Raw genomic sequence first — 24,142 nt, forward strand, 5'->3', positions numbered from 1 at the left:
GTAAGGGTTGCTAAACTGGCGTAGGCGGATATGAGCCAAAGATGGATCGCTGGCGAGGTTAGTTAAAATTCACAGTGTAATCTCGGGATTTAAGGCAAATTATCCTGTGCATTGTGTAAGTCGTGATTATCAAATCAACAGCGGCAAAGTGAACGACTGGCGCCATGCATCGTGCCAACGGATATCCAGCGGCGCCACGCGTCGTGCCTGAAATAGCGCCGCTGGGAAATGTTGAGGGGAGGGTTATTGCGGCATAGCGCTTAAAGGGATAATGGCTCCGCGATGCTGGATCACCGTGCTGGCGGTGAGATGACCGCGCGCGGCCGCATCTACTGCCCTCCCTCCGGCTAAACGTACAGCCAGATAACCGGCGCTGAAAGAGTCGCCTGCGGCAGTGGTGTCGATCACCTTCTCTTTTGCCAGCTTGATGGCGGGCACTTCACGCAGCGGCTCATCGCCTATCGCCACTAAACAGGAATCGGCACCGCGTTTGATGGCAATTTCCTGCACACCGGCTTCGCGCGTGCGTGCAATCACTGCGTCCAGCGGCTGTTCACCCCACAGCAGGTGCTCATCATCCAGCGTCAGGAAGGCGATATCGGTGTGATGCAGCATCTCGGCATAAGCCTGTTGCGCGCTGGATTTGTCTGCCCACAGACGTGGACGATAATTGTTATCGAAAATGACCTTGCCACCGTTTTGGCGACAGGCGCTGAGCAGTGCCATCAGTTTCTCTCGGCTGGTGGCTGGCAGAATCGCCAGGCTTATACCGCTGAGATAGAGGTAATCGTAGTGGGCCAACTGGGCGCAAATCGCGTCAGACTCTGGGCCATCCAGCCAGAAGCGCGCAGCGGCATCATTGCGCCAATACCAGAAGGTGCGCTCGCCGTGTTCGTCGGTTTCAATGAAGTAGAGGCCCGGCATTTTATTGTCGAGGCGCTGAATGAGCTGGGTGTGAACCTGCTCCTGCTGCCAGGCAGCGATCATCTGGTCACTGAAACTGTCGGTGCCCAGCGCGGTGACATAGTCCACCCGCAACTGCTGGCTATCTGACTGGCGTGCCAGATAAACCGCCGTGTTTAGCGTGTCGCCGCCAAAACCACGTTTGATGTTCTCACCTTTTTCGGACAGCTCAATCATGCATTCGCCAATGATGGCAATGTTCTTCTGCGTCATGGTCTTCGGCCTGTAGTGAATTCTGCCCTCGAGTCTCGCGTCTGGTATGGCAGCTGTCAATGGTTTTTAAAACGATGTTTTAATTTAACTTAAGGTGCCTGCACCCACTTTCCACGGCGATTTAACGGACAAAGCGCCGCTTGTTTTGCCGATTAAGCCTGAAACGCGCTGATACACTCAACTGCTCGTGAGGTGGCTGAGACCAATAAAGTTATCGTGTTACTCGCCGATACTTGCCGCTGAGAAACAATTTGCAGGCACCCACCACCTACCAGGAAAAAACCATGGTGATGAACAATTTAAGTCATCGGCTGCCTATTTCAATTGAACTGGAGCAACAACAGGAAACGCGTTTCTTCTGGCAGCAGTGCCAACGATTCTATACTTTCCAGCCGATTTACCAGGTCTCCGGCCGTTTACTGGCTATTGAATTACTGACTGCGGTGACACACCCCTCCGCACCAGAGAAAAGGTTGTCGCCCGAAACCTATTTTGATGCGCTGACTATCGCGCAGCGCCTTGATGTCGTCGAGGAACAGCTTGAGCTGTTATTACAGTGGTCACACTTTTTCAGTCAGCGTCAGCTGGTGGCCTCGGTGAATATTGATGGTCCGACGCTGTTAGCCATTGAGCAGCATGACGATATCCGCCAGTTGATTACGCAACTCCCCTGGGTGCGATTTGAACTCACGGAGCACCACGCATTGCCGCAGGAAGAGATGGTGGCGAAGATGCCTGAACTGGGCCCGCTGTGGCTCGATGACTTTGGATCCGGCATGGCAAACTTCTCTGCGCTGACTGAGCTGCGCTATGACTACATTAAACTGTCGCGCGAACTGTTCATGCTGCTGCGCTCTACCGATGAAGGCCGCTCGCTGTTCTCCATGCTACTGGCGTTGATCAATCGCTATTGCAACGGCGTTATTGTTGAAGGCGTGGAGACCGAAGAGGAGTGGCAGCAGGTACGCAATTCACCTGCAATGGCGGCACAAGGCTATTTCTTCTCGCGGCCTGTTCCCTTCAGCACGCTGGAATCCCTGGCGCTCGAGCTTCCCTGATCCCGATCCGCAACGTCTCGACTACAGTTATGTGAGACGTTGAGGGCAAGGAGGAAGCAGAATGTCACGTACGGGAAAAGTCCTGAGTTGGGTTTTCGGGATTTTATTGTTGTTGGTTGTGGTGGTGGTGGTGATTATCGCCACGTTTGACTGGAACCGCCTGAAGCCAACCATCAACCAAAAAGTCTCCACTGAGTTAAACCGGCCTTTCGCCATTCGGGGCGATCTGGGTGTTGCCTGGGTGCGCAATCGCGAAGAACCCGGTTGGCGCAGTTGGGTGCCGTGGCCGCAGGTGCATGCTGATGACATTATGCTGGGCAATCCGCCGAATATTCCCGATGTCACCATGGTGCATTTGCAGCGCGTTGAAGCTACGCTTGCGCCGCTGGCGCTCCTGCATAAACAGGTTTTTTTGCCGTGGATTAAAATGCAGCAGCCCGATGCGCGGCTGGTGCAGACGGCGGATAAAAAGAATAACTGGACCTTCAACTTAGCCAGCAGCGAGAACAGCGATGCCAATGCGCCGCCTTCTGCCTGGTCTTTCCGCCTCGATAATATCCTGTTCGATAAAGGCCAGATTCGTTATCGCGATGCCATCAATAAAGCCGATGTGACCGTCACCCTTAATCCACTGGGCAAACCGGTGCCTTACGCGCAGGTAGCGGGCGGTAACGACCAGCAGAAAGGCGCGGGCGATTTTGTCTTTGGCTGGCAGGCGGAGGGGACATACAACGATCAGAAACTGACTGGCGACGGCAAGATCGGCGGCATGCTCTCGTTGCGCAGCAAAACCACACCGTTCCCACTGCAAGTTGATTTGCGCAACGGCACGACGCGCGTGCGCGTTGACGGGACGTTGCAGGATCCTTTAAATCTCGGCGGGCTGGATGTGCGTCTGCGCTTTGCTGGCGATACGCTGGCGAATCTGTACGGTTTAACCGGCGTGCTGCTGCCTGATACGCCGCCGTACGAAACTGACGGCCATTTGATCGCGCGCTTCAATGAAGAGAAAGGGCCGCTGTTCCGTTACGAAAACTTCAATGGGCATATTGGCGATAGCGATATTCACGGCTCGCTGGCTTATCACCAGGTGAAACCGCGCCCAACGTTGACCGGAGAATTAACCTCGAACCAGTTGCGCATGGCGGATTTAGGCCCGCTGATTGGCGTAAATTCGGGCAAGGGCAGTGAGAAAACCCAGCAGGCTAAAGCCCAGCGTGGTGACGCTTCGACTCAACCGGCCGATCGCGTGCTGCCACATGACAAGTTTGATACCAAAAGCTGGGACGTGATGGATGCGGATGTGAAATTCAGCGGAAAACGCATCGAACACAGCAGCAAGCTGCCGCTTAGCGACCTTTATACCCATCTGCAGTTGAAAAACGGTGACCTGCTGCTCGATCCGCTGCGCTTCGGCATGGCGGGCGGTAGTATCAACTCCACCATTCATCTGGAAGGGGATAAAAGCCCGATGCGCGGTCGCGCGGATTTGCATGCGCGTAAGCTGCAACTGCGTCAGCTGTTCCCGAATGTCACGGCGATGCAGCGTAGCCTGGGTCAGTTAAACGGCGATGCCAGCCTGAGCGGTACCGGCAACTCGGTGGCGGATATTCTGGGGACCAGCAACGGCGAGCTGAAACTGCTGATGAATGACGGATTGATCAGCCGTAGTCTGATGGAAATTGCCGGCCTGAATGTCGGTAACTATGTGGTCGGCAAACTGTTTGGCGATGATGAGGTGCGCATCAACTGTGCCGCCACCGATCTCAATATCCGTCAGGGTCTCGCCACGCCGAAAGTGTTTGTGCTGGATACGGAGAATGCGGTGATTAATGTCACCGGCAACGTTAACTTTGCCAATGAAAGGCTGGACTTATCCATTAATCCAGAGAGCAAAGGCATTCGTATCATCACCTTGCGATCGCCACTGTATGTGCGTGGCACCTTCAAAAATCCGGATGCGGGAGTGAAAGCCGGGCCGCTGATCGCACGTGGCGCTGCTGCGGTGGCGCTGGGCGCAGTGGTGGCGCCGGCCGCCGCACTGCTGGCACTGATTTCACCCAGTGATACAGATGCCAACCAGTGCAGCAACGTGTTGCAGCAGATGAAAAGTAAAAAGTGATCAGTTGCGCCACAGAACTTTGATGATGTGATAACCAAAGGCGGTTTTCACCGGCCCGTAAGGTTGCAATAGCGGGCAGGAGAACACCGCCTTATCAAAGGTGGGCACCATCTGGCCTTTACGGAATTCACCCAGATCGCCGCCGTTACGTCCCGATGGACAGGTGGAGTGTTTTTTTGCCAGCTGCTGGAAGTTTGCGCCCTTTTCCAGTTGGGCCAGCAGGGATTTGGCCTGCGCTTCATCCTTGACGAGGATGTGCAAAGCTGCCGCGGTTTTCGCCATGTTGGTGTCTCTGTATGTATGTATAATGTTCGGCGCATTATATCCCCGTCCTACTTCAAATTGCAGGTGCGTTGGCTGCGTATGCTTGATACGGTGACTGATTGAGTCAGTTTCCGGGAGTCGCTCACCTGTCCATATTCCTGCCATGCGAAATCGTCAGGGGATCTCCTTTTCATTAGTTGAGTGATATTCCGTTATGCGTTTAAACCCCGGCCAACAACGTGCTGTCGAATTTGTCACCGGTCCCTGCCTGGTGCTGGCCGGTGCAGGCTCGGGTAAGACCCGCGTCATCACCAATAAAATCGCCCATCTGATCCGCGAGTGTGGCTATCAGGCGCGCCATATCGCGGCCGTCACCTTCACCAATAAAGCCTCGCGTGAGATGAAGGAGCGTGTCGCGCAAACCCTCGGGCGCAAAGAGGCGCGCGGCCTGATGATCTCCACCTTCCATACGTTGGGACTGGAGATCATCAAACGTGAATACAAAGCGTTAGGAATGAAAGCGAGCTTCTCGCTGTTCGACGATCAAGATCAGCTGGCGCTGTTGAAAGACCTTACTAAACAGTGGCTGGAGGAAGACAAAACGCTGTTGCAGCAGCTGATCTCCACCATTTCCAACTGGAAGAATGATCTGGTCGATCCGCAGGGTGCGGCTGGCCTGGCCAAATCCCAGCGCGACCAGATTTTTGCCCACTGCTATCAGCTGTACGACCAGCATCTGAAATCCTGCAACGTACTGGATTTCGACGATTTGATTGCGCTGCCGACGCTGTTGCTGCAACGCAATCAGGAAGTGCGCGAGCGCTGGCAGCAGCGTATTCGCTATTTATTAGTTGATGAGTATCAGGATACCAACACCAGCCAGTATGAGCTGGTGAAACTGCTGGTGGGCGCGCGGGCGCGTTTCACCGTGGTCGGTGATGATGACCAGTCAATTTACTCCTGGCGTGGCGCACGACCGCAAAACCTGGTGTTGCTGAAAGAGGACTTTCCGACGCTGGAAGTGGTGAAACTGGAGCAGAACTATCGCTCAACCCAGCGCATTTTGAAGTCAGCTAACATCCTGATTGCCAATAATCCGCATGTGTTTGAGAAGCGCCTGTTCTCCGAGCTGGGTGAGGGCAGCGAGCTGAAGGTGCTGAGTGCCAACAATGAAGATCATGAGGCCGAAAGGGTCGCCGGTGAGTTGATTGCTCATCACTTCGTTAATAAAACCGCCTATAAAGATTATGCAATTCTCTATCGCGGCAACCATCAGTCACGTGTCTTTGAAAAGCAGCTGATGCAGAACCGTATTCCTTATCGCATCTCTGGTGGCACCTCGTTTTTCTCGCGCCCGGAAATCAAAGATTTGCTGGCCTATCTGCGCGTACTGACCAATCAGGAAGACGACAGTGCTTTCCTGCGTATCGTTAACACGCCGCGCCGTGAGATTGGGCCTGCCACGCTGCAGAAGCTGGGTGAATGGGCCAACTTACGCAATAAAAGTCTGTTCAATGCCAGCTTCGATATGGGGCTGGAACAGACGCTGAGCGGGCGCGGACTGGAGCATCTGCAGCGTTTTACTCAATGGCTGAATGAGATTATCCAGCTGACGGAACGCGAACCGGTGAATGCGGTACGCGATCTGATTCGCGGTGTCGATTATGAAAGCTGGTTGTTTGAGACCTCGCCAAGCCCCAAAGCCGCCGAAATGCGCATGAAAAACGTCAACACGCTGTTCCAGTGGATGACCGAGATGCTGGAAGGTGACGAACTCAATGAGCCGATGACGTTGGCGCAGGTGGTGACGCGCTTTACGCTGCGCGACATGATGGAACGCGGCGAGAGCGATGAGGAGAGCGATCAGGTGCAATTGATGACCTTGCACGCCTCCAAAGGGTTGGAGTTCCCGTATGTTTATCTGGTCGGTATGGAAGAGGGGTTGTTACCGCATCAGAGCAGCATTGATGAGAACAACATCGAAGAGGAACGCCGTCTGGCCTATGTGGGCATTACCCGCGCGCAAAAAGAGCTGACCTTTACCCTGTGCCGTAAACGTCGTCAGTATGGCGAACTGGTGCGTCCGGAACCGAGCCGCTTCCTGATGGAGTTGCCGCAGGATGATGTGGTGTGGGAGCGCGAGAAAAAGGTGATCAGCGCCGAGGAGCGGGTGAAAACCGGGCAGACGCGCGTCGCGGGCTTACGTGCGATGCTGGAGAATGCGAAGAAGGGGTAAATCCCCCGCCGTTCGTTCAGGCCAGGCCTGTAGCGATAACCGTTGCGAGCGTAGCGGAGGCAAGACGAAAAGCTCCCGGCAAAGCGGAGTTCACATGCCGTCAATGAGCATTTGACGGGAGCTTTTCAACGCAGCATCAGCAAGCGCAGCAGGTTTGATTAAGAGATAGTCAGCAACCAGTGCACATAAGACTGGTAATGACTCTCTTGTTCCAGCAACTCGGCACGCAGCGGATGTGCATCCAGCCAGCCAGCAGGGAGTGTCAGGTGCAGCGCATCATCATCCGCCTGTAAACGAACCGCAGGCAGCGTGTCATCGCGACGACGGCTGGAGAAAATAATCGCCAGACGCAGTAAACGGCTTAAGCGTTCCGCCATACGTGGTGGCACAGCGTTCTGCTGCGTCAGTAAAGCGAGATCGATACTGCCACTCTGATTCTGCAGCAGGCAGGCGAGCATTTTTTTCTGTGCGGGCGTAAAACCAGGAAGATCGAGATGGCGAATCAGGTAAGCGGCGTGCTGGGGTGCCTGGCGGAAATCGACGCTCAGGCCTATTTCGTGAATTGAACAGGCGCTCAGCAGCAGATCGCGACATCGGTTATCCAGCTTCCAGACAGTGCTCACCTGGCGGAAAAAGCTTTCAGCCAGCTGACGCACGCGGCTTGCCTGCTCCACATCGATAGAGAAGCGGCGCTGGACGTTTTGCAACGTGCGGCTACGAATGTCGCGGTCAATCGGCAGATGCAGCATGCCGTACACCAACCCCTCACGCAGTGCGCCACCGGCCAGCGTCATGCTGTCGATGCTTAGTTCATGGAAGATAGCGATCAGAATCGACAGGCCGCTGGGGAATACCAGCGCGCGCTCGAGTGTCAATCCTTCGATTTCCAGCTCTTCCAGCTTGCCGCACTGAATCGCACGCTGTTTTAGCTGCTGCAGCTTGCTCAGGGTGATGCGTTCATCCATGCCCTGCGCAACCATAATTTCCTGCAGTGCCTGCACGGTGCCAGAAGCACCGACGCAGATCTGCCAGCCTTTTTCGCGCAGTGCCGCCGCGACCGGACGAATCATGTCACGGGCCGCTAATTCAGCCTGCTCGAAATTCTCTTTCGCCAGGTGACGATCGCCAAAGTAGCGTTCCAGCCAGGTGACGCAGCCCATCGACAAACTAAACAACGTGGTTGCGTGCGAACCCTCGCCGGTGACCAGCTCGGTGCTGCCGCCGCCGATATCCACCACCAGGCGCTGATCAGAGCCTCCGGTAGTGTGGGCAACACCTTGATAAATAAGGCGTGCTTCTTCCTCGCCGCTGATGACATTCACCGGGCAGCCAAGAATTTCTTCGGCGTGAGTCAGGAAGTCCTGGGCATTTTCAGCAATACGCAGCGTAGCCGTGGCGACTACGCGGATTTGCTCGGGGGGAATATCTTGCAGCTGTTCAGAGAAGAGTTTCAGACATTGCCAGCCACGCTGCATCGCCTCGGCGGAGAGGTGATTGGCTTTGTCCAGACCGGCTGCCAGACGTACCTTACGCTTTATACGCGCAATGGTCTGAATACTGCCGGACACTTCGCGCACCACCAACATATGAAAGCTGTTAGAGCCTAAATCAATCGCAGCATAAAGTGACGATGCGCTCAGCATGGTGTGCTTAACTCGAACGTTTACGGTTGTTATTGCGCGGCGCGCCGCTACGACGGTTGCTGTTGTTCCCGCCACGGCGTGGGCCGTTTCCAGAACGGCTGCGCTGCAGACGTTTCGGCGGAGGCAGCTCACTCATCAGTGCTTCACTGCTGTACTTACTCACCGGAATACCGTGACCAATGTACTCTTCAATCGCTGGCAGGTTCAGTGCGTACTCTTCGCACGCCAGGCTGATGGAGTGTCCGCTGGCACCCGCGCGGCCGGTACGACCGATGCGATGCACGTAGTCTTCACGGTCGTCAGGCAGATCGTAGTTGAACACGTGGGTCACTGCAGGAATGTGCAGACCTCGCGCCGCAACGTCAGTCGCGACCAGAATATCCACATCACCTTTGGTGAAGTCATCCAGAATACGCAGACGTTTTTTCTGTGCCACATCGCCCGTCAGCAGACCTACACGGTGACCGTCCGCGGCCAGATGGCCCCAGATATCTTCACAGCGGTGTTTGGTGTTGGCGAAGATGATGGCGCGGTCGGGCCACTCTTCTTCGATCAAGGTTTGCAGCAGACGCATCTTCTCTTCATTCGAAGGGTAGAAAAGTTCTTCTTTGATGCGGTGGCCGGTTTTCTGCTCCGGTTCCACTTCCACGTATTCAGCGTTGTTCATATGTTCGAACGCCAGTTCACGTACGCGGTAAGAGAGGGTCGCCGAGAACAACATGCTCAGACGCTGGGTGGCCGGCGGCATGCGGCGGAACAACCAACGGATATCTTTAATAAAGCCAAGATCGAACATGCGATCGGCTTCATCCAGAACCACGACCTGAATGGCGCCGAGGTTGATGTGATTTTGTTTCGCATAGTCGATGAGGCGACCGGTGGTGCCCACCAGGATATCGACGCCATCGGCCAACACTTTCAGCTGTTTGTCGTAGCCGTCACCGCCATAAGCCAGACCCAGTTTCAGACCCGTGACTTTCGACAGTGGCTCTGCATCGGCATGGATCTGCACAGCAAGTTCACGCGTCGGGGCCATGATCAGCGCACGTGGCTGATTAATCTGGCGGCCTTCAGCGGCTGGATGAGAAAGAAGATGATGAAACGTTGACGTCAGGAACGCCATCGTTTTGCCGGTACCGGTTTGCGCCTGACCCGCAACATCACGCCCTGAAAGCGCAAAAGGCAGTGCCAACGCCTGAATAGGCGTGCAGTTAGAAAAGCCTTTGGTATCAAGGGCTTCAACCACCTGTGGGTGCAGGGCGAAGTCGGAAAACTTCTGTTCAGTTAAGTGTGTTTTGCTCATAGTGTGGTAGAATATCAGCTTACTAGCGCTTTACGAAAGCGTATCCGATGAAATAAAGTCAACCTACGTTGGTATATTTTACGCCAATTCGCCAGGCACAATCTTTGGAGTTAAACATGAGCAGCGATAAAATCGTTCACTTGACCGATGACAGTTTCGACACTGACGTGCTGAAAGCCGACGGTGTCACTCTGGTAGATTTCTGGGCTGAATGGTGTGGTCCTTGCAAAATGATCGCCCCAATTCTCGACGAAGTCGCAGAAGAGTACGACGGTAAGCTTACCATCGCCAAGTTGAACATTGATGACAACCCGGGCACTGCGCCTAAATATGGCATTCGTGGTATCCCGACACTGCTGCTGTTCAAGAACGGTGAAGTGGCTGCGACCAAAGTAGGCGCCTTGTCTAAAGGCCAGCTGAAAGAGTTCCTGAACGCTAACCTGGCCTAAGCCCGGCGCGGTGTTGTTCCGCAGTGGTGAATTTTTTCGCCACTGCTGGACGTCTCCCTTCAGGCGTGTTAAGTTGACCTCACTGCATTACGCACTTACCTTGTAGTTTGCATCTAAAGTTTTCCCTTGTCAGACCCTGCTCGCATTGAACGTTATCGTGGTTTGGCAATCTGATGACTAGCACATTCGGCATCACCTTTCGACCATCTCTTCGTTTCCTATCGCCACATCAGACGATAATCGTCGAGCAGAGTTGAAAAAGAGCCATTAACGGCATGGAATTTTTGCCATACCACCCACGACAATCATTTCGAGAATTACCCCGAGTTTAAGAACCCTCACTATGAATCTTACCGAATTAAAGAACACGCCGGTTTCTGAGCTGATTACCCTCGGCGAAAATATGGGTCTGGAAAACCAGGCACGTATGCGTAAACAGGATATTATTTTCTCTATCCTTAAACAGCATGCGAAAAGTGGCGAAGACATCTTTGGTGATGGTGTGCTGGAGATATTGCAGGACGGATTTGGTTTCCTCCGCTCTGGAGACAGCTCCTACCTCGCCGGTCCCGATGATATCTACGTTTCTCCCAGCCAAATCCGCCGCTTCAACCTCCGCACTGGTGACACCATTTCTGGTAAAATTCGCCCGCCAAAAGAGGGTGAACGTTACTTTGCGCTGTTGAAAGTTAACGAAGTTAACTACGACAAGCCGGAAAACGCGCGTAATAAGATTCTGTTCGAAAACCTCACGCCACTGCACGCAAACAATCGTCTGCGTATGGAGCGCGGTAATGGCTCAACCGAAGATTTGACCGCTCGCGTACTGGATCTGGCATCGCCGATCGGTCGCGGTCAGCGTGGTCTGATCGTGGCGCCACCGAAAGCCGGTAAAACTATGCTGCTGCAGAACATCGCACAGAGCATTGCGTACAACTATCCGGATTGCGTGCTGATGGTGCTGCTGATTGACGAGCGTCCGGAAGAAGTGACCGAGATGCAGCGTCTGGTGAAAGGCGAAGTCATCGCATCCACCTTCGACGAACCGGCTTCACGCCACGTTCAGGTCGCTGAGATGGTGATCGAGAAGGCTAAGCGCCTGGTCGAGCACAAGAAAGACGTTATTATCCTGCTTGACTCCATCACCCGTCTGGCGCGTGCTTACAACACCGTGGTACCGGCTTCCGGTAAAGTATTGACCGGTGGTGTGGACGCCAACGCCCTGCATCGTCCGAAGCGTTTCTTCGGTGCAGCACGTAACGTGGAAGAGGGCGGCAGCCTGACCATCATCGCGACTGCGCTGGTTGATACCGGTTCGAAGATGGACGAAGTGATTTACGAAGAATTTAAAGGTACAGGTAACATGGAACTGCACCTGTCGCGTAAAATTGCTGAAAAACGTGTCTTCCCGGCGATTGATTACAACCGCTCCGGTACCCGTAAAGAAGAACTCCTCACCACGCAGGAAGAGCTGCAGAAAATGTGGATCCTGCGCAAAATCATCCATCCAATGGGTGAAATTGACGCGATGGAGTTCCTCATCAATAAGCTGGCGATGACCAAAACCAACGACGAATTCTTCGATATGATGAAGCGTTCGTAAGTTGGCGATATTGGATCGCTAAGCGAAGCGATTCGGTCGCACAATTTGCCAGGATTTATTGCTAACGCCACGTCTTAACGTGGCGTTTTTCATTTATGGGCATTAGGATTAGCCCAGTCAGGAAGAAATATAATGATTGTGCCAGAAAGGTGCTGGTTTTTTCAGCAATCAGACTTTTCTCAGGCAGAATTCGGACAAAGGATATACGGCAATGGCAAGAATCTTGCTTATTGTTGTCGATGATTTTAGCTGAGAGCGTTAACGTGAATTTACTCACTATGAGTACTGAGCTTGGTTTTGTTTTTCTGTTTACTTTAGTGTTCCTATTTTTTGCCCGTAAAGCCGCTAAAAAAATTGGGCTGGTAGACACACCTAATTCAAGAAAACGACACCATGGCGCCATTCCGTTAGTGGGTGGGATCTCCGTTTATGCGGGGATTTGCTTTGCTTTCTCTATTTCAGATTATTATTTACCCCATGCGGCACTCTATTTAAGTTGCGCAGGGGTGCTGGTGCTGGTGGGTGCACTGGACGATCGGTTCGATATCAGCGTTAAAATCCGCGCATTAGTACAAGCGGCGGTGGCCATCGTGATGATGGTCGGCTCAAAACTGTATCTGCTGAGCCTCGGATTTATCATTGGTCCGGTGGAATTGGTTGTTGGACCATTTGGCTATGTACTTACACTGTTCGCCGTTTGGGCGGCCATTAACGCCTTTAACATGGTGGATGGCATTGATGGCTTACTGGGTGGGCTGGCCAGTGTGACCTTTGCCGCCATGGGCATCATCCTCTTTTTCGACGGGCAAACCAGTCTTGCGATGTGGTGTTTCGCCATGATCGCCGCCACCATCCCCTATATTTTGCTCAATCTGGGTCTGATTGGCCGCCGCTATAAAGTGTTTATGGGCGATGCAGGCAGCACCATGATTGGCTTCACCATTATCTGGATCCTGCTGGAAACCACCCAGGGTTTGAGCCATCCGATTACGCCGGTCACGGCACTGTGGCTGATCGCCATTCCGCTGATGGACATGGTGGCAATTATGTATCGCCGCCTGCGTAAGGGGATGAGTCCGTTTTCAGCTGACCGCCAGCACATTCACCATTTGATCATGCGTGCCGGTTTCACTTCGCGTCAGGCCTTTGTGCTGATTACCGTGGCTGCAGCGCTGTTGGCCGGTATTGGTGTGCTGGGCGAATACCTTGCCTTCATCCCCGAGTGGGTGATGCTGGTGCTGTTCCTGATGGCCTTTTTCCTTTACGGCTATTGCCTTAAACATGCCTGGCGTGTGGCGCGCAAAATCCGTCGTATTAAACGCCGCTGGCAAAGCAGTGGCGAAGATAAAAAATAAATTACCCCGATTAGTACCCCGATAAGGACTTTTGTTATGACCTCTGTCGTTGTGGAGAACGAACTGGATGTGCGCGGCCTTGGCTGCACGCTGTGGCGCGGCAAGCGCTGGATCATCGGCTTTGCGCTGCTGTTTGCCTTATTGGCATGGCTCGCCTCGATGCTGATGAAACAAGCCTGGAGCACTACCGCCGTTACCGATCGTCCAACGGTTAACATGCTGGGTGACTTCTTCGTGCAGCAGCAATTCCTCAATAATCTCGATGTGCGTAACAACACGCTCAATCTCAACACGCCCGCCCCAACGGTGATGGATGAGGTCTATCAGGAGTTCACTATGCAGTTGGCCTCCTGGGACACGCGCCGTGATTTCTGGCAGCAGACCGATTACTTCAAAAGTCGCAAAAGTGGCAACGCGCACAACGATGCCGCGCTGCTGGATGATTTGATTACTAATATTCAGTTCACGCCTGCGGAAACGGCGCATAACACGCTGGATAACATTAAGCTGATTGCTGAAACCGCCGGCGATGCAAATAACCTGCTGCGTCAATATATCGCCTATGCCAGCGAACGCGCGGCGCGCCATTTGAATGCGGAGTTGAAGGGTGCATGGCAGGCGCGCAGCGCGCAGCTGCAGGCACAGGTTCATCGCCAGCAGGAAGTGGCACAGGCGGTGTTTGATCGCCAGCGTCAACGTATTGAACAGGCCTTAAAGGTCGCTAGTCAGCAGGGCATCAAAGAAAACCGTGCACCGGCTATTGGCGAAGCGCTGCCTGACAGCGATCGCTTCCTGCTCGGGCAGCAAATGCTGCAGGCTCAGCTCGATACATTGCAAGCCAGCGGGCCCGCTTACGATTTGAGCTATGATCAGAACAGAGCGATGCTGGGCACGTTGCAGGCAGGCGCGCAGTTGGATAAGCCCTTCCAGACTTACCGCTATCTGCGCACGCCTGAAGAGCCGGTGTCGCGCGACAGTCCGCGCCGAATGTTTATGATGATCATGTGGGGCGTCATTGGCGCGCTGGTGGGTGCAGGTGTGGCGCTGGTGCGCCGTCCTCGTCCGACGTCACCAACGAGCCATTAAGAGAAGCCACGTGAAAGTTCTGACCGTATTTGGCACGCGTCCTGAGGCGATAAAAATGGCCCCGCTGGTGCAGGCACTGGCGCAGGACCCGGCGTTTGAATCGCGCTTGTGCGTGACCGCGCAGCATCGTGAAATGCTCGATCAGGTGCTGCGGCTGTTCAAGCTGCAGCCCGATTACGATCTCAATATCATGCGCCCGGAACAGGGGCTGACGGAGATCACCAGCCGCATTTTGCAGGGGATGAAAACGGTGCTCGCCGATTTTCAGCCCGATGTGGTGCTGGTGCACGGTGATACCACCACCACTTTTGCTGCTAGCTTAGCCGCTTTTTATCATCAGATTCCGGTGGGGCACGTCGAAGCAGGATTGCGCACCGGCAACCTGATGTCGCCCTGGCCGGAAGAGGCTAACCGCACCTTAACCGGTCATCTGGCGAGCTACCATTTCACCCCAACCGAGAGTTCGCGGCAGAATCTGCTGCGTGAAAATTTGCCGGATGACTGTATCGTTGTTACCGGCAATACGGTGATTGATGCGCTGCTATGGGTGCGCGATCGGGTGCTGGATGATGGCGATCTGAATGCACGTCTTGCAGCACGTTATCCGTTCCTTGATGCGGATAAAAAACTGATTCTGGTCACCGGCCATCGTCGTGAAAGCTTTGGCGGCGGTTTTGAACGCATTTGCAGCGCGCTGGCGCAGATTGCACGTCAGCATCCGCAGGCGCAAATCGTCTATCCGGTGCACCTCAATCCCAACGTCAGCGAGCCGGTAAATCGTATCCTGAGTGGTATCGACAATATCATTTTGATTGAGCCACAGGAGTATCTACCTTTTGTCTGGCTGATGAACCGTTCCTGGCTGATCCTCACCGATTCCGGTGGTATTCAGGAAGAAGCGCCATCGTTGGGCAAACCTGTTCTGGTCATGCGTGATACGACTGAGCGTCCGGAAGCGGTGGATGCGGGCACAGTAAAACTGGTCGGTACCGATATCAACCGGATTGTCGAAGAAGTCAGCCTGCTGCTGCAGGACGAGGAAGCCTGGCAGAGGATGAGTCGCGCGCACAATCCGTATGGCGATGGACAAGCCTGCTCGCGCATCCTGCAGGCACTGAAACAACACAGAGTATAATTATGCGTTTTGAAACCATTTCCGTTATCGGACTGGGCTACATTGGGCTGCCAACGGCGGCCGTTTTTGCCTCAAAGGGAAAAAAAGTGATCGGCGTGGATATCAATGTCCGCGCGGTCGAGACCATTAATCGCGGCGACATTCACATTGTCGAGCCGGAGTTAGGTGACGTGGTGCGTGAAGCCGTGCAGGCAGGTTTTCTGCGAGCTACCACGCAAGCCGAAGCTGCGGATGCCTTCTTAATCGCCGTACCTACGCCGTTTATCGGCGATCATCAGCCGGACCTGAGCTATGTACAGGCAGCCGCGTTGTCGATTGCACCGGTGCTGAAAACGGGTGATTTGGTGATCCTCGAATCGACCTCACCGGTTGGCGCGACCGAACAGATGGCCGCCTGGCTGGCGGAGGCACGTCCTGACCTGCGTTTCCCGCAGCACGGTGATAACTGTGACGTGTTTATCGCTTACTGCCCGGAGCGCGTGCTGCCCGGCAAAGTGATGGTAGAGCTGCTGGAAAATGACCGTGTGATTGGCGGCATGACGCCTGCGTGCTCAGCACGGGCCAGCGAACTGTATCGCATCTTCCTGCGCGGCGAATGTGTGGAAACCAACGCGCGTACTGCCGAGATGTGCAAACTCACGGAGAACAGCTTCCGCGATGTGAATATTGCGTTTGCCAATGAGCTATCGCTGATTTGTGCGGAACAGAAGATCAACGTGTGGGAGTTGATTGCGCTGGCGAACCGCCATCCACGCGTCAACATTCTGCAGCCCGGACCAGGTGTTGGTGGCCACTGTATCGCTGTCGATCCCTGGTTTATCGTGGCGCAAAATCCGGAACTGGCGCGTCTGATTCGTACCGCGCGTGAAGTGAATGATGCGAAACCGACGTGGGTGTTAGATCAGGTCAAACAGCAGTTGGCGGATTGCCTGACTGCCAGCGGCAAACGTGCTTCTGAGGTGACGATTGCCTGCTTCGGCCTGGCGTTTAAACCGAACATTGATGATTTGCGCGAGAGCCCGGCAATGACAGTGGCGCACCTGATTGCCGAGTGGCACAGCGGCAGCACGCTGGTGGTAGAACCGCATGTGGCAGACATTCCTGCGCGACTGGCCCATGAAGCGGCTCTGGTTTCCACCCAGGATGCATTGCAGCAAGCAGATATCATCGTGATGCTGGTTGATCACGCGCAGTTCCGCGCTATCGATGCCAGCGAGATCACGCAGCAGTGGATTATCGATACCAAAGGTGTCTGGCGATGAAACAGTTCCTGGTGACAGGTGGCGCAGGCTTTATTGGGTCCGCACTGGTGCGATTTCTGATTGAGCAAACCGACCATCAGGTGGTGGTGGTGGATAAACTCAGCTACGCAGGCAATTTAGCCTCTCTGGCTTCAATACAGAATGATGCGCGCTATGCCTTTGAGCAGGTGGATATTTGCGACCGAGCCGAACTGGATCGTGTCATGGCCCAATATCAACCGGATTGCATTATGCATCTGGCCGCAGAAAGCCATGTGGATCGCTCGATTGATGGCCCGATTGCCTTCATCGAAACCAATATCGTGGGCACCTATCAGTTACTGGAAGCCGCACGCCATTACTGGAATGGTATGGCGGATGAGCGTAAAAAAGGCTTTATCTTCCATCACATTTCCACTGACGAAGTGTTTGGCGATTTGCATGGCAGCGATGATTTCTTTACCGAAACCACGCCGTATGCGCCCAGCAGCCCTTATTCAGCGACGAAAGCCAGCAGCGATCATTTGGTTCGCGCCTGGTTACGCACTTACGGCTTGCCGATCATCGTCACCAACTGTTCGAACAATTATGGCCCTTATCACTTTCCTGAAAAATTGATTCCACTGACTATCATCAATGCGTTGGCGGGTAAGCCTTTGCCGGTGTATGGCAACGGCAGCCAGATTCGCGATTGGCTGTATGTAGAGGATCATGCGCGAGCACTCTACAGTGTGGTGAGCAGCGGCAAAGTGGGTGAAACCTATAATATTGGTGGTCACAACGAACGCCGTAATATTGAGGTGGTGGAAACCCTGTGCGATCTGCTGGACGAACTGGCACCGCAGCAGCGCGCCACGCATCTGACGCGCTATCGAGATCTGATCACTTTTGTCACCGATCGTCCCGGTCACGATCTGCGTTACGCCATTGATGCCAGCAAAATTGCGCGTGAATTAGGCTGGATGCCGCAGGAAACCTTCGAAAGTGGAATTCGCAAAACCGTGCAGTGGTATTTGGCAAACCCACAATGGTGGCAGGCGATTCTCAACGGTAGCTATCGTGGTGAGCGGTTGGGTTTAACCACGCCGCGCTGAGGCGCAATACAGGAGCAGCAACGATGAAAGGTATCATCCTGGCGGGCGGTTCGGGCACGCGTTTGCACCCTATTACTCGCGCTATCTCAAAGCAGCTACTGCCAGTTTACGACAAGCCGATGATTTACTATCCGCTGTCGGTGCTGATGCTGGCGGGGATCCGCGAGGTCCTGATTATCACCACGCCGGAAGATCGCGCGCACTTCGAGCGTTTGCTCGGTGATGGCAGCGAGTTCGGCCTGCAGCTAGAGTATGCTGAGCAACCCAGCCCTGATGGTTTGGCGCAGGCGTTTATCATTGGTGAGTCCTTCATTGGCAATGACAGCTGCTGTCTGGTGCTGGGCGACAACCTCTATTTTGGCCAGGGCTTCAGTCCGAAACTGAAAAAAGTGGCTGCGCGCAGTAGCGGTGCGACGGTGTTTGCCTATCAGGTGATGGATCCCGAGCGGTTTGGTGTGGTGGAGTTTGATGACGACTTCAATGCGCTTTCCATTGAGGAGAAGCCGCAGCAACCTAAATCACGTTGGGCGGTAACCGGCCTCTACTTCTACGACAATCGCGTGGTGGAGTTTGCCAAACAGGTGCAGCCTTCTGCACGGGGCGAGCTGGAAATCACCGCGATTAACCAGATGTATCTTGAGCAGGGTGAACTCTCCGTCGAGTTGCTGGGACGAGGTTTTGCCTGGCTGGATACCGGTACACACGACAGTCTGATTGAAGCGAGTATGTTTGTTCAGACCGTGGAGAAACGTCAGGGCTTTAAAATTGCCTGCCTGGAAGAGATTGCGTGGCGCAACGGTTGGCTAAGTGACGAACAGTTGCTGGCGGCGGCGCAAGCGTTGACCAAAACCGGCTACGGCCAATACCTGATGGATGTTCTCCATGCCCGTCCGCGTCAGTATTAACCCCCTTGAGTGGGAAAGCGATTTCTTTGGCGTGAACAGCGCGCGTATCGACCTGGATGGCGACTTCACCCTTGCCGACGCGCTGCAACAGCCAGATACGTTGTGGCAGGCCAAAGTGCCCGCCGAGCGCACCGACGCCATTGATGCCTTAAGCCAGCACGGTTTTCAGTTGGTGGAAGGTGAGGCCGATCTGGCTATCAATATCAAACGCACCGAGCGCCAGGTTGGCGTGCGCATCGCGCGTGAAGCACAGATCCCGGCATTGCGTGAGGCGGCATCGCATGCCTTTCGCCAAAGCCGTTTTCGTGCGCCCTGGTTTAACGCCGATGACAGCGGTCGTTTCTATGCACAGTGGATTGAAAACGCGGTACGCGGCACCTTTGATCACCAATGCCTGGTGGCCAGCGACGAATCCGGCCAATTACAAGGCTATGTCTCGATGCGTGAAGTGAACGGTGATGCGCGTATCGGCCTGCTCGCCGTGCTGCCCGCAGCGCAAGGGCAGGGCATTGGTCAACGCTTGCTGTTGGCGGCAGCGGATTGGGGCCGCGTGCGGCAACTTGAACGACTGCGCGTCGCGACCCAGCTTAGCAATCTTACGGCGATGCGCCTCTATTTACGCAGCGGTGCACGCCTTGAAAGCACCGCCTACTGGTTTTACAGGACAGCTACATGATCCCATTTAATGCGCCGCCAGTCGTGGGCAGTGAACTTGAATATATGCAGTCGGCGATGGCCAGCGGCAAACTCTGCGGTGACGGTGGATTTACCCGCCGCTGTCAGCAGTGGATGGAGCAGCATTTTGGCAGCAAAAAGGTGCTACTGACGCCATCCTGCACCGCCTCACTGGAAATGGCCGCGCTATTAATCGATATCCAGCCCGGCGATGAAGTGATCATGCCGAGTTATACCTTTGTCTCTACTGCCAATGCTTTTGTGCTGCGCGGTGCCGTGATCGTGTTCGTCGATGTGCGCCCCGATACGCTAAATATCGATGAAACCTTGATTGAAGCGGCGATCACCGAGAGAACCCGTGCGATCGTGCCGGTTCACTACGCGGGCGTGGCCTGCGAGATGGATAGCATCATGGCGCTGGCGGCGAAGCATCAATTGTTTGTGATTGAAGATGCGGCGCAGGGGGTGATGTCGCAGTACAAAGGACGTGCGCTGGGCACTATTGGTCATATTGGCTGCTTTAGCTTCCACGAAACCAAAAATTACACCGCCGGTGGCGAAGGTGGTGCGACGCTGATTAATGACGCGAAGCTGGTGGAGCGCGCTGAGATCATCCGTGAAAAAGGCACCAACCGTAGCCAGTTCTTCCGTGGTCAGGTGGATAAGTACACCTGGCGCGATATCGGTTCGAGCTATTTGATGGCAGATCTGCAAGCTGCCTACCTGTGGGCGCAACTCGAAGCGGCTGAGCGTATTAACCAGCAGCGTTTGCGACTGTGGCAGCGCTATTATGATGCCCTGCAACCGCTGGCGGCGGCGGGACGCATCGAGCTACCAGTGGTGCCGGAAAACTGCCGCCACAATGCGCACATGTTTTACATCAAACTGCGCGACAGCGACGACCGTCAGGCACTGATTAACTGGATGAAAGAGGCGGAAATCCTCACGGTGTTCCATTACATCCCCTTGCACTCTTCGCCAGCCGGTGAACGTTTTGGTCGCTTGCACGGTGATGACCGCTTCACCACCAAAGAGAGTGAGCGCCTGCTGCGCCTGCCGCTGTTTTATAACCTGTCGGATAACAATCAGCGCACCGTTATTAGCTCACTGTTGAGTTTCTTTGCCTGATGTCGTTAGCCAAAGCTTCAGTCTGGACGGCCTCATCGACGTTGGTAAAAATCATTGCCGGACTGCTGGTGGTGAAACTGCTGGCGGTCAGCTTTGGGCCAGAAGGGGTTGGCCAGGCCGGTAACTTTCGCCAGATGATTACCGTATTAGGTGTATTGGCCGGGGCGGGCATTTTCAACGGCGTGACCACCTACATCGCGCAATTTCAGCAGCAACCTGAGCAACTGCGTGCCGTGACGGGTACGGCATCCACCATGGTGATTGGCTTCTCCACGCTGGTGGCGCTGGTGTTCTTGCTGGCAGCGGGGCCGATCAGTCATGCGCTATTTGGTCACGACGACTATGCCAACGTGGTGCGCATCGTGGCTTTTCTGCAGTTTGGCATTGCCTGGGCCAATTTGACACTGGCCTTGCTCAAGGGTTTTCGCGATGCGCGCGGCAATGCGCAGGCGCTGATTATCGGTAGTCTGGTGGGCGTGCTGGGTTATGTGTTGTGCTGGTGGCTGGGTGGATATGCCGGAGCGTTAGTCGGCTTAGCGCTAGTGCCTGCACTGTTGGTGTTCCCGGCACTGCTGATGCTGCGCCGTCATCGTCAGGTACTGCCACTGCGCTGGTTAACACCGAGCTGGCAGCCGGATTTGGCGCGAAATCTGACAAAATTCACCCTGATGGCGCTTATCACCTCCGTGACCCTGCCAGTGGCGTGGGTGATGATGCGTAATCTGCTGGCCGAACAGCAGGGGTGGGCGCAGGTAGGCCTGTGGCAGGGTGTGACCAGTATTTCCGATGCCTATCTGCAATTTATCACGGCGACTTTTAGTGTCTGGTTACTGCCGACGCTGGCGCGACTGGAAAGTAAGCCGCAGATTGCGCGTGAAATTGGGCGTGCGCTGCGTTTTGTGTTACCTGCAGTGGCGGCTGCGAGTTTCTGCGTGTGGTTACTGCGTGACATTGCCATCTGGCTGCTGTTTTCACCGCAGTTTACCGCGATGAGGGACCTGTTTATCTGGCAGTTATGCGGTGACGTCTTTAAAGTTGGCGCCTATGTTTTCGGATATCTGGTGATCGCTAAAGCTTCACTGCGCTTTTATATTTTGACGGAAATCAGCCAGTTTGTGCTGTTAACCGCGTTCTCACATTGGCTGATTCCATTACATGGAACCGCCGGAGCCGCACAAGCCTATATGGCGACTTACGTGCTCTACTTCGCCCTTTGCTGTGGCGCCTTTATGATTTATTGCCGAAAAAAATGACTTTATTTCACGTGCTGGGATCGGATATCCCACATCATAACCATACGGTGTTGCGCTTCTTTGATGAGGTGATGAGCACCGAATTGCCGGGTGCTGGACCGCGCCAGTTTATGGTGGTGACTTCAACGCCTGAAGCGATGCAAGCCTATACCGCGCTGCAAATCGAAAGCTATCCCAGCAAGCGCGCACTTGCACAGGCGGTAATGTCCCGTGCGGCTGATCGTGCGCAACGCTTCTTCTTTCATGGACAGTTTAATCCGCAAATCTGGCTGGCTTTGCTCAGTGGTAAATTACGGCGTGAGCAGGCGTTCTGGCATATCTGGGGCGCTGATTTGTATGAAGAAGGGCGTGGCCTGAAGTATCAGTTGTTTTATCTGCTGCGCCGCCTGGCACAGCGTCGCATTGCTCACGTGTTCGCAACGCGTGGGGATTTGCACTTTTTTCAACAACGCCATCCGTGTGTGCCCACTTCACTGCTCTATTTCCCAACACGCATGCCCGATGCCGCAGTGCCGGGCGGTAGCACGAGCGGTGATTTCACCGTGCTGTTGGGTAACTCAGGCGATCGCAGCAACAACCATATTGAAGGCCTGCAGGCGATTCGAGCGCAGTTTGGCGATAGGGTGAAAATACTGATCCCGCTGGGCTACCCGGAAAATAATCATGAGTACATCGAAGAGATCAATACGGCCGCGCAGCGCCTGTTCCCCCAAGGTCAGGTAACCTTATTGCGCGACAAGATAGATTTTGACACCTATCTGCAATTGCTCAGCGACTGTCAGCTCGGCTATTTTATGTTCGAGCGCCAGCAAGGCATTGGCACGTTATGTCTGCTGATTCAGGCCAATATTCCCTTTGTGCTGAACCGAAAAAATCCGTTCTGGCGCGACCTCAGCGAACAAGGGTTGCCGGTTCTTTTTAGTGAAGATGCACTGGATGCGTCGAGTGTGGCTGAAGCTCAGCGTCAGCTGGCACAGTGTGATAAATCCGCGATTGCCTTTTTCGCCCCTGGTTATCTGGCTGGCTGGCGCAACGCGTTGAGCCTGAGTGAAAGGGAGAGAACATGAGCCTGATGCAGTTTAGTGGTCTGCTGGTGGTTTATCTGTTCTCGCTAGGTTTCATTTTGACGCTGACCTGGCGGGAATTTAAACGGGTGCGTTTTAACTTCCACCTGTTCTTCACCATCCTTTTTTTACTGACCTTTTATTTCGGGTTCCCCCTCACCAGTGTGCTGGTATTCCGCTTTAATGTTGAAGTGGTGCCGCCGGAGTACCTGTTACAGGCGTTGCTGGCCGCGACCAGTTTTTATGCGATTTATTACGTCAGTTATAAAGTCCGGTTGAGGCCGATCAACGCTGCACCGCGCAAACCCTGGTTGCAGATGAACCGAGTCGAAACCCATCTTACCTGCCTGTTACTGGCGCTGGTGGCGATTGGCACGGTCACGGTGTTCTTCATGCACAACGGGTTACTGTTGTTCCGACTCTCTGCGTATAACCAGATTTTCTCCAGCGAAGTGTCCGGCGTAGCGCTCAAACGCTTCTTCTACTTCTTTATTCCGGCGATGCTGATTCGTTATTTCCTCAACCCGACGCAGCGCCAGTGGCTGGGGTTTTTGCTGGTGTCGGTGGCATTTGGTTTACTGACCTATGCGCTGGTGGGCGGGACGCGCGCCAATATCATCATCGCCTTCGCCCTGTTCCTGTTCATCGGCATTACGCGCGGCTGGATCACCTTGTGGATGCTGGTGGGCGCAGGCGTGATGGCGATTGCGGGTATGTTCTGGCTGGCGCTGCGCCGCTATAACCTCGATGTGGTGGGCGACGAGGCGTTTTACACCTTCCTGTATCTAACACGTGATACTTTCTCACCCTGGGAAAACCTCGCGCTGTTGTTGCAGAACTACGACAAAATTGATTTCCAGGGCTTAGCACCGATCTGGCGTGACTTTTATGTCTTTATCCCGAGCTGGCTCTGGCCTGGCCGTCCATCGATTGTGCTCAACAGCGCCAATTACTTTACCTGGGAAGTGCTGAACAACCATTCAGGACTGGCGATTTCGCCGACGCTGCTGGGCTCGCTGCTGGTGATGGGCGGCGTGTGGTTTATTCCGCTGGGCGCGATTGCCGTCGGCTGGCTGATGAAAGGGTTCGATAACCTCTATCTGCAAGGCCGTGATGCTTCAAACCGCTATAGCGGGGCGATTCTGCAGAGCTTCTGCTTCGGCGCGGTCTTCAATATGATCGTGCTGGCGCGTGAAGGGCTGGATGCTTTCGGTTCGCGCGTGGTGTTCTTTTGCATTATTTTTGCCGCCTGCATGGCGGTGGCTAAATTGCTGTACTGGCTGTTAGCGCGCGCGGGTTTAATTCGCCCGCGCAGCGAGCCGGTGGTTCACAGCCTGTCTTAACCTTTGGGA

At 54.5% G+C, this 24,142-nt stretch carries 20 protein-coding genes; 16 read left to right on the forward strand and 4 right to left on the reverse strand.

The genetic code is table 11. The features are described from left to right. Nucleotides 1-243 precede the first annotated feature (243 nt). Nucleotides 244-1,176: a sugar kinase gene (locus tag CRO33_RS13805; protein WP_097118503.1), complete on the reverse strand. Its 933-nt coding sequence runs from the start codon at nt 1,174-1,176 to the stop codon at nt 244-246. A gap of 284 nt (nt 1,177-1,460) precedes the next feature. Here CRO33_RS13805 and pdeH point away from each other — a divergent pair, with 284 nt between their 5' ends. Further along, nucleotides 1,461-2,234, forward strand: a complete 774-nt coding sequence (gene pdeH / locus CRO33_RS13810) for a cyclic-guanylate-specific phosphodiesterase (RefSeq protein WP_038643818.1) — start codon at nt 1,461-1,463, stop codon at nt 2,232-2,234. A 61-nt stretch (nt 2,235-2,295) separates the two neighbouring features. After that, complete coding sequence (locus tag CRO33_RS13815) at nt 2,296-4,356, forward strand: AsmA family protein (RefSeq protein WP_097118504.1); 2,061 nt, start codon at nt 2,296-2,298, stop codon at nt 4,354-4,356. Here CRO33_RS13815 and ppiC read toward each other — a convergent pair whose 3' ends face one another. After that, nucleotides 4,357-4,638: a peptidylprolyl isomerase PpiC gene (ppiC, locus tag CRO33_RS13820; RefSeq protein ID WP_097118505.1), complete on the reverse strand. Its 282-nt coding sequence runs from the start codon at nt 4,636-4,638 to the stop codon at nt 4,357-4,359. It lies immediately after the preceding gene. Between the two features lie 196 nt (nt 4,639-4,834). On the opposite strand from ppiC, the gene rep reads away from it, so the two are divergent. Then, nucleotides 4,835-6,856 carry a DNA helicase Rep gene (gene rep, locus CRO33_RS13825; protein ID WP_097118506.1) on the forward strand — a complete coding sequence of 674 codons (2,022 nt, stop codon included), beginning with the start codon at nt 4,835-4,837 and terminating at the stop codon, nt 6,854-6,856. 158 nt (nt 6,857-7,014) lie between these two features. On the opposite strand, the gene gppA is transcribed toward rep, so the two are convergent. Next, nucleotides 7,015-8,499, reverse strand: a complete 1,485-nt coding sequence (gene gppA / locus CRO33_RS13830; protein WP_097118507.1) for a guanosine-5'-triphosphate,3'-diphosphate diphosphatase — start codon at nt 8,497-8,499, stop codon at nt 7,015-7,017. A gap of 7 nt (nt 8,500-8,506) precedes the next feature. After that, entirely contained in the window at nt 8,507-9,802 is a 1,296-nt protein-coding gene (gene rhlB / locus CRO33_RS13835) for an ATP-dependent RNA helicase RhlB (protein WP_038643814.1), read from the reverse strand. Between the two features lie 116 nt (nt 9,803-9,918). Here rhlB and trxA point away from each other — a divergent pair, with 116 nt between their 5' ends. From trxA to wzyE, 13 genes are all read left to right on the forward strand, one after another. Further along, a complete protein-coding gene (trxA, locus tag CRO33_RS13840) occupies nt 9,919-10,251 on the forward strand; it encodes a thioredoxin TrxA (RefSeq protein WP_003851963.1) in 333 nt (110 codons plus the stop codon). Nucleotides 10,252-10,594: 343 nt separating this feature from the next. After that, on the forward strand, nt 10,595-11,854 hold the full coding sequence (gene rho, locus CRO33_RS13845) for a transcription termination factor Rho (protein WP_034827837.1): 1,260 nt from the start codon (nt 10,595-10,597) through the stop codon (nt 11,852-11,854). Nucleotides 11,855-12,132: 278 nt separating this feature from the next. Further along, nucleotides 12,133-13,209 carry a UDP-N-acetylglucosamine--undecaprenyl-phosphate N-acetylglucosaminephosphotransferase gene (wecA, locus tag CRO33_RS13850; RefSeq protein ID WP_097118545.1) on the forward strand — a complete coding sequence of 359 codons (1,077 nt, stop codon included), beginning with the start codon at nt 12,133-12,135 and terminating at the stop codon, nt 13,207-13,209. Between the two features lie 36 nt (nt 13,210-13,245). Continuing rightward, nucleotides 13,246-14,295, forward strand: coding sequence for an ECA polysaccharide chain length modulation protein (gene wzzE, locus CRO33_RS13855; protein ID WP_097118508.1), 1,050 nt, complete (start codon nt 13,246-13,248; stop codon nt 14,293-14,295). A 10-nt stretch (nt 14,296-14,305) separates the two neighbouring features. Continuing rightward, nucleotides 14,306-15,430, forward strand: a complete 1,125-nt coding sequence (wecB, locus tag CRO33_RS13860; RefSeq protein WP_034827841.1) for a non-hydrolyzing UDP-N-acetylglucosamine 2-epimerase — start codon at nt 14,306-14,308, stop codon at nt 15,428-15,430. Nucleotides 15,431-15,432: 2 nt separating this feature from the next. After that, complete coding sequence (wecC, locus tag CRO33_RS13865) at nt 15,433-16,692, forward strand: UDP-N-acetyl-D-mannosamine dehydrogenase (RefSeq protein WP_097118509.1); 1,260 nt, start codon at nt 15,433-15,435, stop codon at nt 16,690-16,692. After that, nucleotides 16,689-17,765 (forward strand): dTDP-glucose 4,6-dehydratase, encoded by a 1,077-nt coding sequence (gene rffG, locus CRO33_RS13870; protein ID WP_097118510.1) that lies wholly within the window; start codon nt 16,689-16,691, stop codon nt 17,763-17,765. Before wecC ends, rffG begins: the two co-directional genes overlap by 4 nt. 23 nt (nt 17,766-17,788) lie before the next feature. Beyond that, nucleotides 17,789-18,670, forward strand: coding sequence for a glucose-1-phosphate thymidylyltransferase RfbA (gene rfbA, locus CRO33_RS13875; RefSeq protein ID WP_097118511.1), 882 nt, complete (start codon nt 17,789-17,791; stop codon nt 18,668-18,670). After that, on the forward strand, nt 18,648-19,346 hold the full coding sequence (gene rffC, locus CRO33_RS13880; protein ID WP_034827844.1) for a dTDP-4-amino-4,6-dideoxy-D-galactose acyltransferase: 699 nt from the start codon (nt 18,648-18,650) through the stop codon (nt 19,344-19,346). The genes rfbA and rffC overlap by 23 nt, the downstream gene beginning before the upstream one ends. Next, a complete protein-coding gene (gene rffA, locus CRO33_RS13885) occupies nt 19,343-20,473 on the forward strand; it encodes a dTDP-4-amino-4,6-dideoxygalactose transaminase (protein WP_097118512.1) in 1,131 nt (376 codons plus the stop codon). Before rffC ends, rffA begins: the two co-directional genes overlap by 4 nt. Then, nucleotides 20,473-21,726: a lipid III flippase WzxE gene (gene wzxE, locus CRO33_RS13890; protein WP_097118513.1), complete on the forward strand. Its 1,254-nt coding sequence runs from the start codon at nt 20,473-20,475 to the stop codon at nt 21,724-21,726. Before rffA ends, wzxE begins: the two co-directional genes overlap by 1 nt. Then, on the forward strand, nt 21,723-22,793 hold the full coding sequence (locus tag CRO33_RS13895; RefSeq protein WP_097118514.1) for a TDP-N-acetylfucosamine:lipid II N-acetylfucosaminyltransferase: 1,071 nt from the start codon (nt 21,723-21,725) through the stop codon (nt 22,791-22,793). The genes wzxE and CRO33_RS13895 overlap by 4 nt, the downstream gene beginning before the upstream one ends. Next, the gene (gene wzyE / locus CRO33_RS13900; protein WP_097118515.1) at nt 22,790-24,133 is read left to right on the forward strand and encodes an ECA oligosaccharide polymerase; all 1,344 of its coding nucleotides are present in this window, start codon (nt 22,790-22,792) and stop codon (nt 24,131-24,133) included. The genes CRO33_RS13895 and wzyE overlap by 4 nt, the downstream gene beginning before the upstream one ends. Nucleotides 24,134-24,142 lie beyond the last annotated feature (9 nt).

Origin of the sequence: Pantoea sp. GL120224-02 (assembly GCF_900215395.1) — a bacterium.
Classification (GTDB): domain Bacteria; phylum Pseudomonadota; class Gammaproteobacteria; order Enterobacterales; family Enterobacteriaceae; genus Pantoea; species Pantoea communis.

Coding starts and splice junctions, on each gene's coding strand:
- trxA (WP_003851963.1), top strand. CDS start 9,919: ATGAGCAGCGATAAAATCGTTCACTTGACCGATGACAGTTTCGACACT.
- pdeH (WP_038643818.1), top strand. CDS start 1,461: ATGGTGATGAACAATTTAAGTCATCGGCTGCCTATTTCAATTGAACTG.
- rffC (WP_034827844.1), top strand. CDS start 18,648: ATGCCCGTCCGCGTCAGTATTAACCCCCTTGAGTGGGAAAGCGATTTC.
- rep (WP_097118506.1), top strand. CDS start 4,835: ATGCGTTTAAACCCCGGCCAACAACGTGCTGTCGAATTTGTCACCGGT.
- rfbA (WP_097118511.1), top strand. CDS start 17,789: ATGAAAGGTATCATCCTGGCGGGCGGTTCGGGCACGCGTTTGCACCCT.
- gppA (WP_097118507.1), bottom strand. CDS start 8,499: ATGCTGAGCGCATCGTCACTTTATGCTGCGATTGATTTAGGCTCTAAC.
- CRO33_RS13805 (WP_097118503.1), bottom strand. CDS start 1,176: ATGACGCAGAAGAACATTGCCATCATTGGCGAATGCATGATTGAGCTG.
- rffA (WP_097118512.1), top strand. CDS start 19,343: ATGATCCCATTTAATGCGCCGCCAGTCGTGGGCAGTGAACTTGAATAT.
- CRO33_RS13895 (WP_097118514.1), top strand. CDS start 21,723: ATGACTTTATTTCACGTGCTGGGATCGGATATCCCACATCATAACCAT.
- rhlB (WP_038643814.1), bottom strand. CDS start 9,802: ATGAGCAAAACACACTTAACTGAACAGAAGTTTTCCGACTTCGCCCTG.
- wecC (WP_097118509.1), top strand. CDS start 15,433: ATGCGTTTTGAAACCATTTCCGTTATCGGACTGGGCTACATTGGGCTG.
- wzxE (WP_097118513.1), top strand. CDS start 20,473: ATGTCGTTAGCCAAAGCTTCAGTCTGGACGGCCTCATCGACGTTGGTA.
- rho (WP_034827837.1), top strand. CDS start 10,595: ATGAATCTTACCGAATTAAAGAACACGCCGGTTTCTGAGCTGATTACC.
- wzyE (WP_097118515.1), top strand. CDS start 22,790: ATGAGCCTGATGCAGTTTAGTGGTCTGCTGGTGGTTTATCTGTTCTCG.
- rffG (WP_097118510.1), top strand. CDS start 16,689: ATGAAACAGTTCCTGGTGACAGGTGGCGCAGGCTTTATTGGGTCCGCA.
- wecA (WP_097118545.1), top strand. CDS start 12,133: ATGAGTACTGAGCTTGGTTTTGTTTTTCTGTTTACTTTAGTGTTCCTA.
- wzzE (WP_097118508.1), top strand. CDS start 13,246: ATGACCTCTGTCGTTGTGGAGAACGAACTGGATGTGCGCGGCCTTGGC.
- CRO33_RS13815 (WP_097118504.1), top strand. CDS start 2,296: ATGTCACGTACGGGAAAAGTCCTGAGTTGGGTTTTCGGGATTTTATTG.
- ppiC (WP_097118505.1), bottom strand. CDS start 4,638: ATGGCGAAAACCGCGGCAGCTTTGCACATCCTCGTCAAGGATGAAGCG.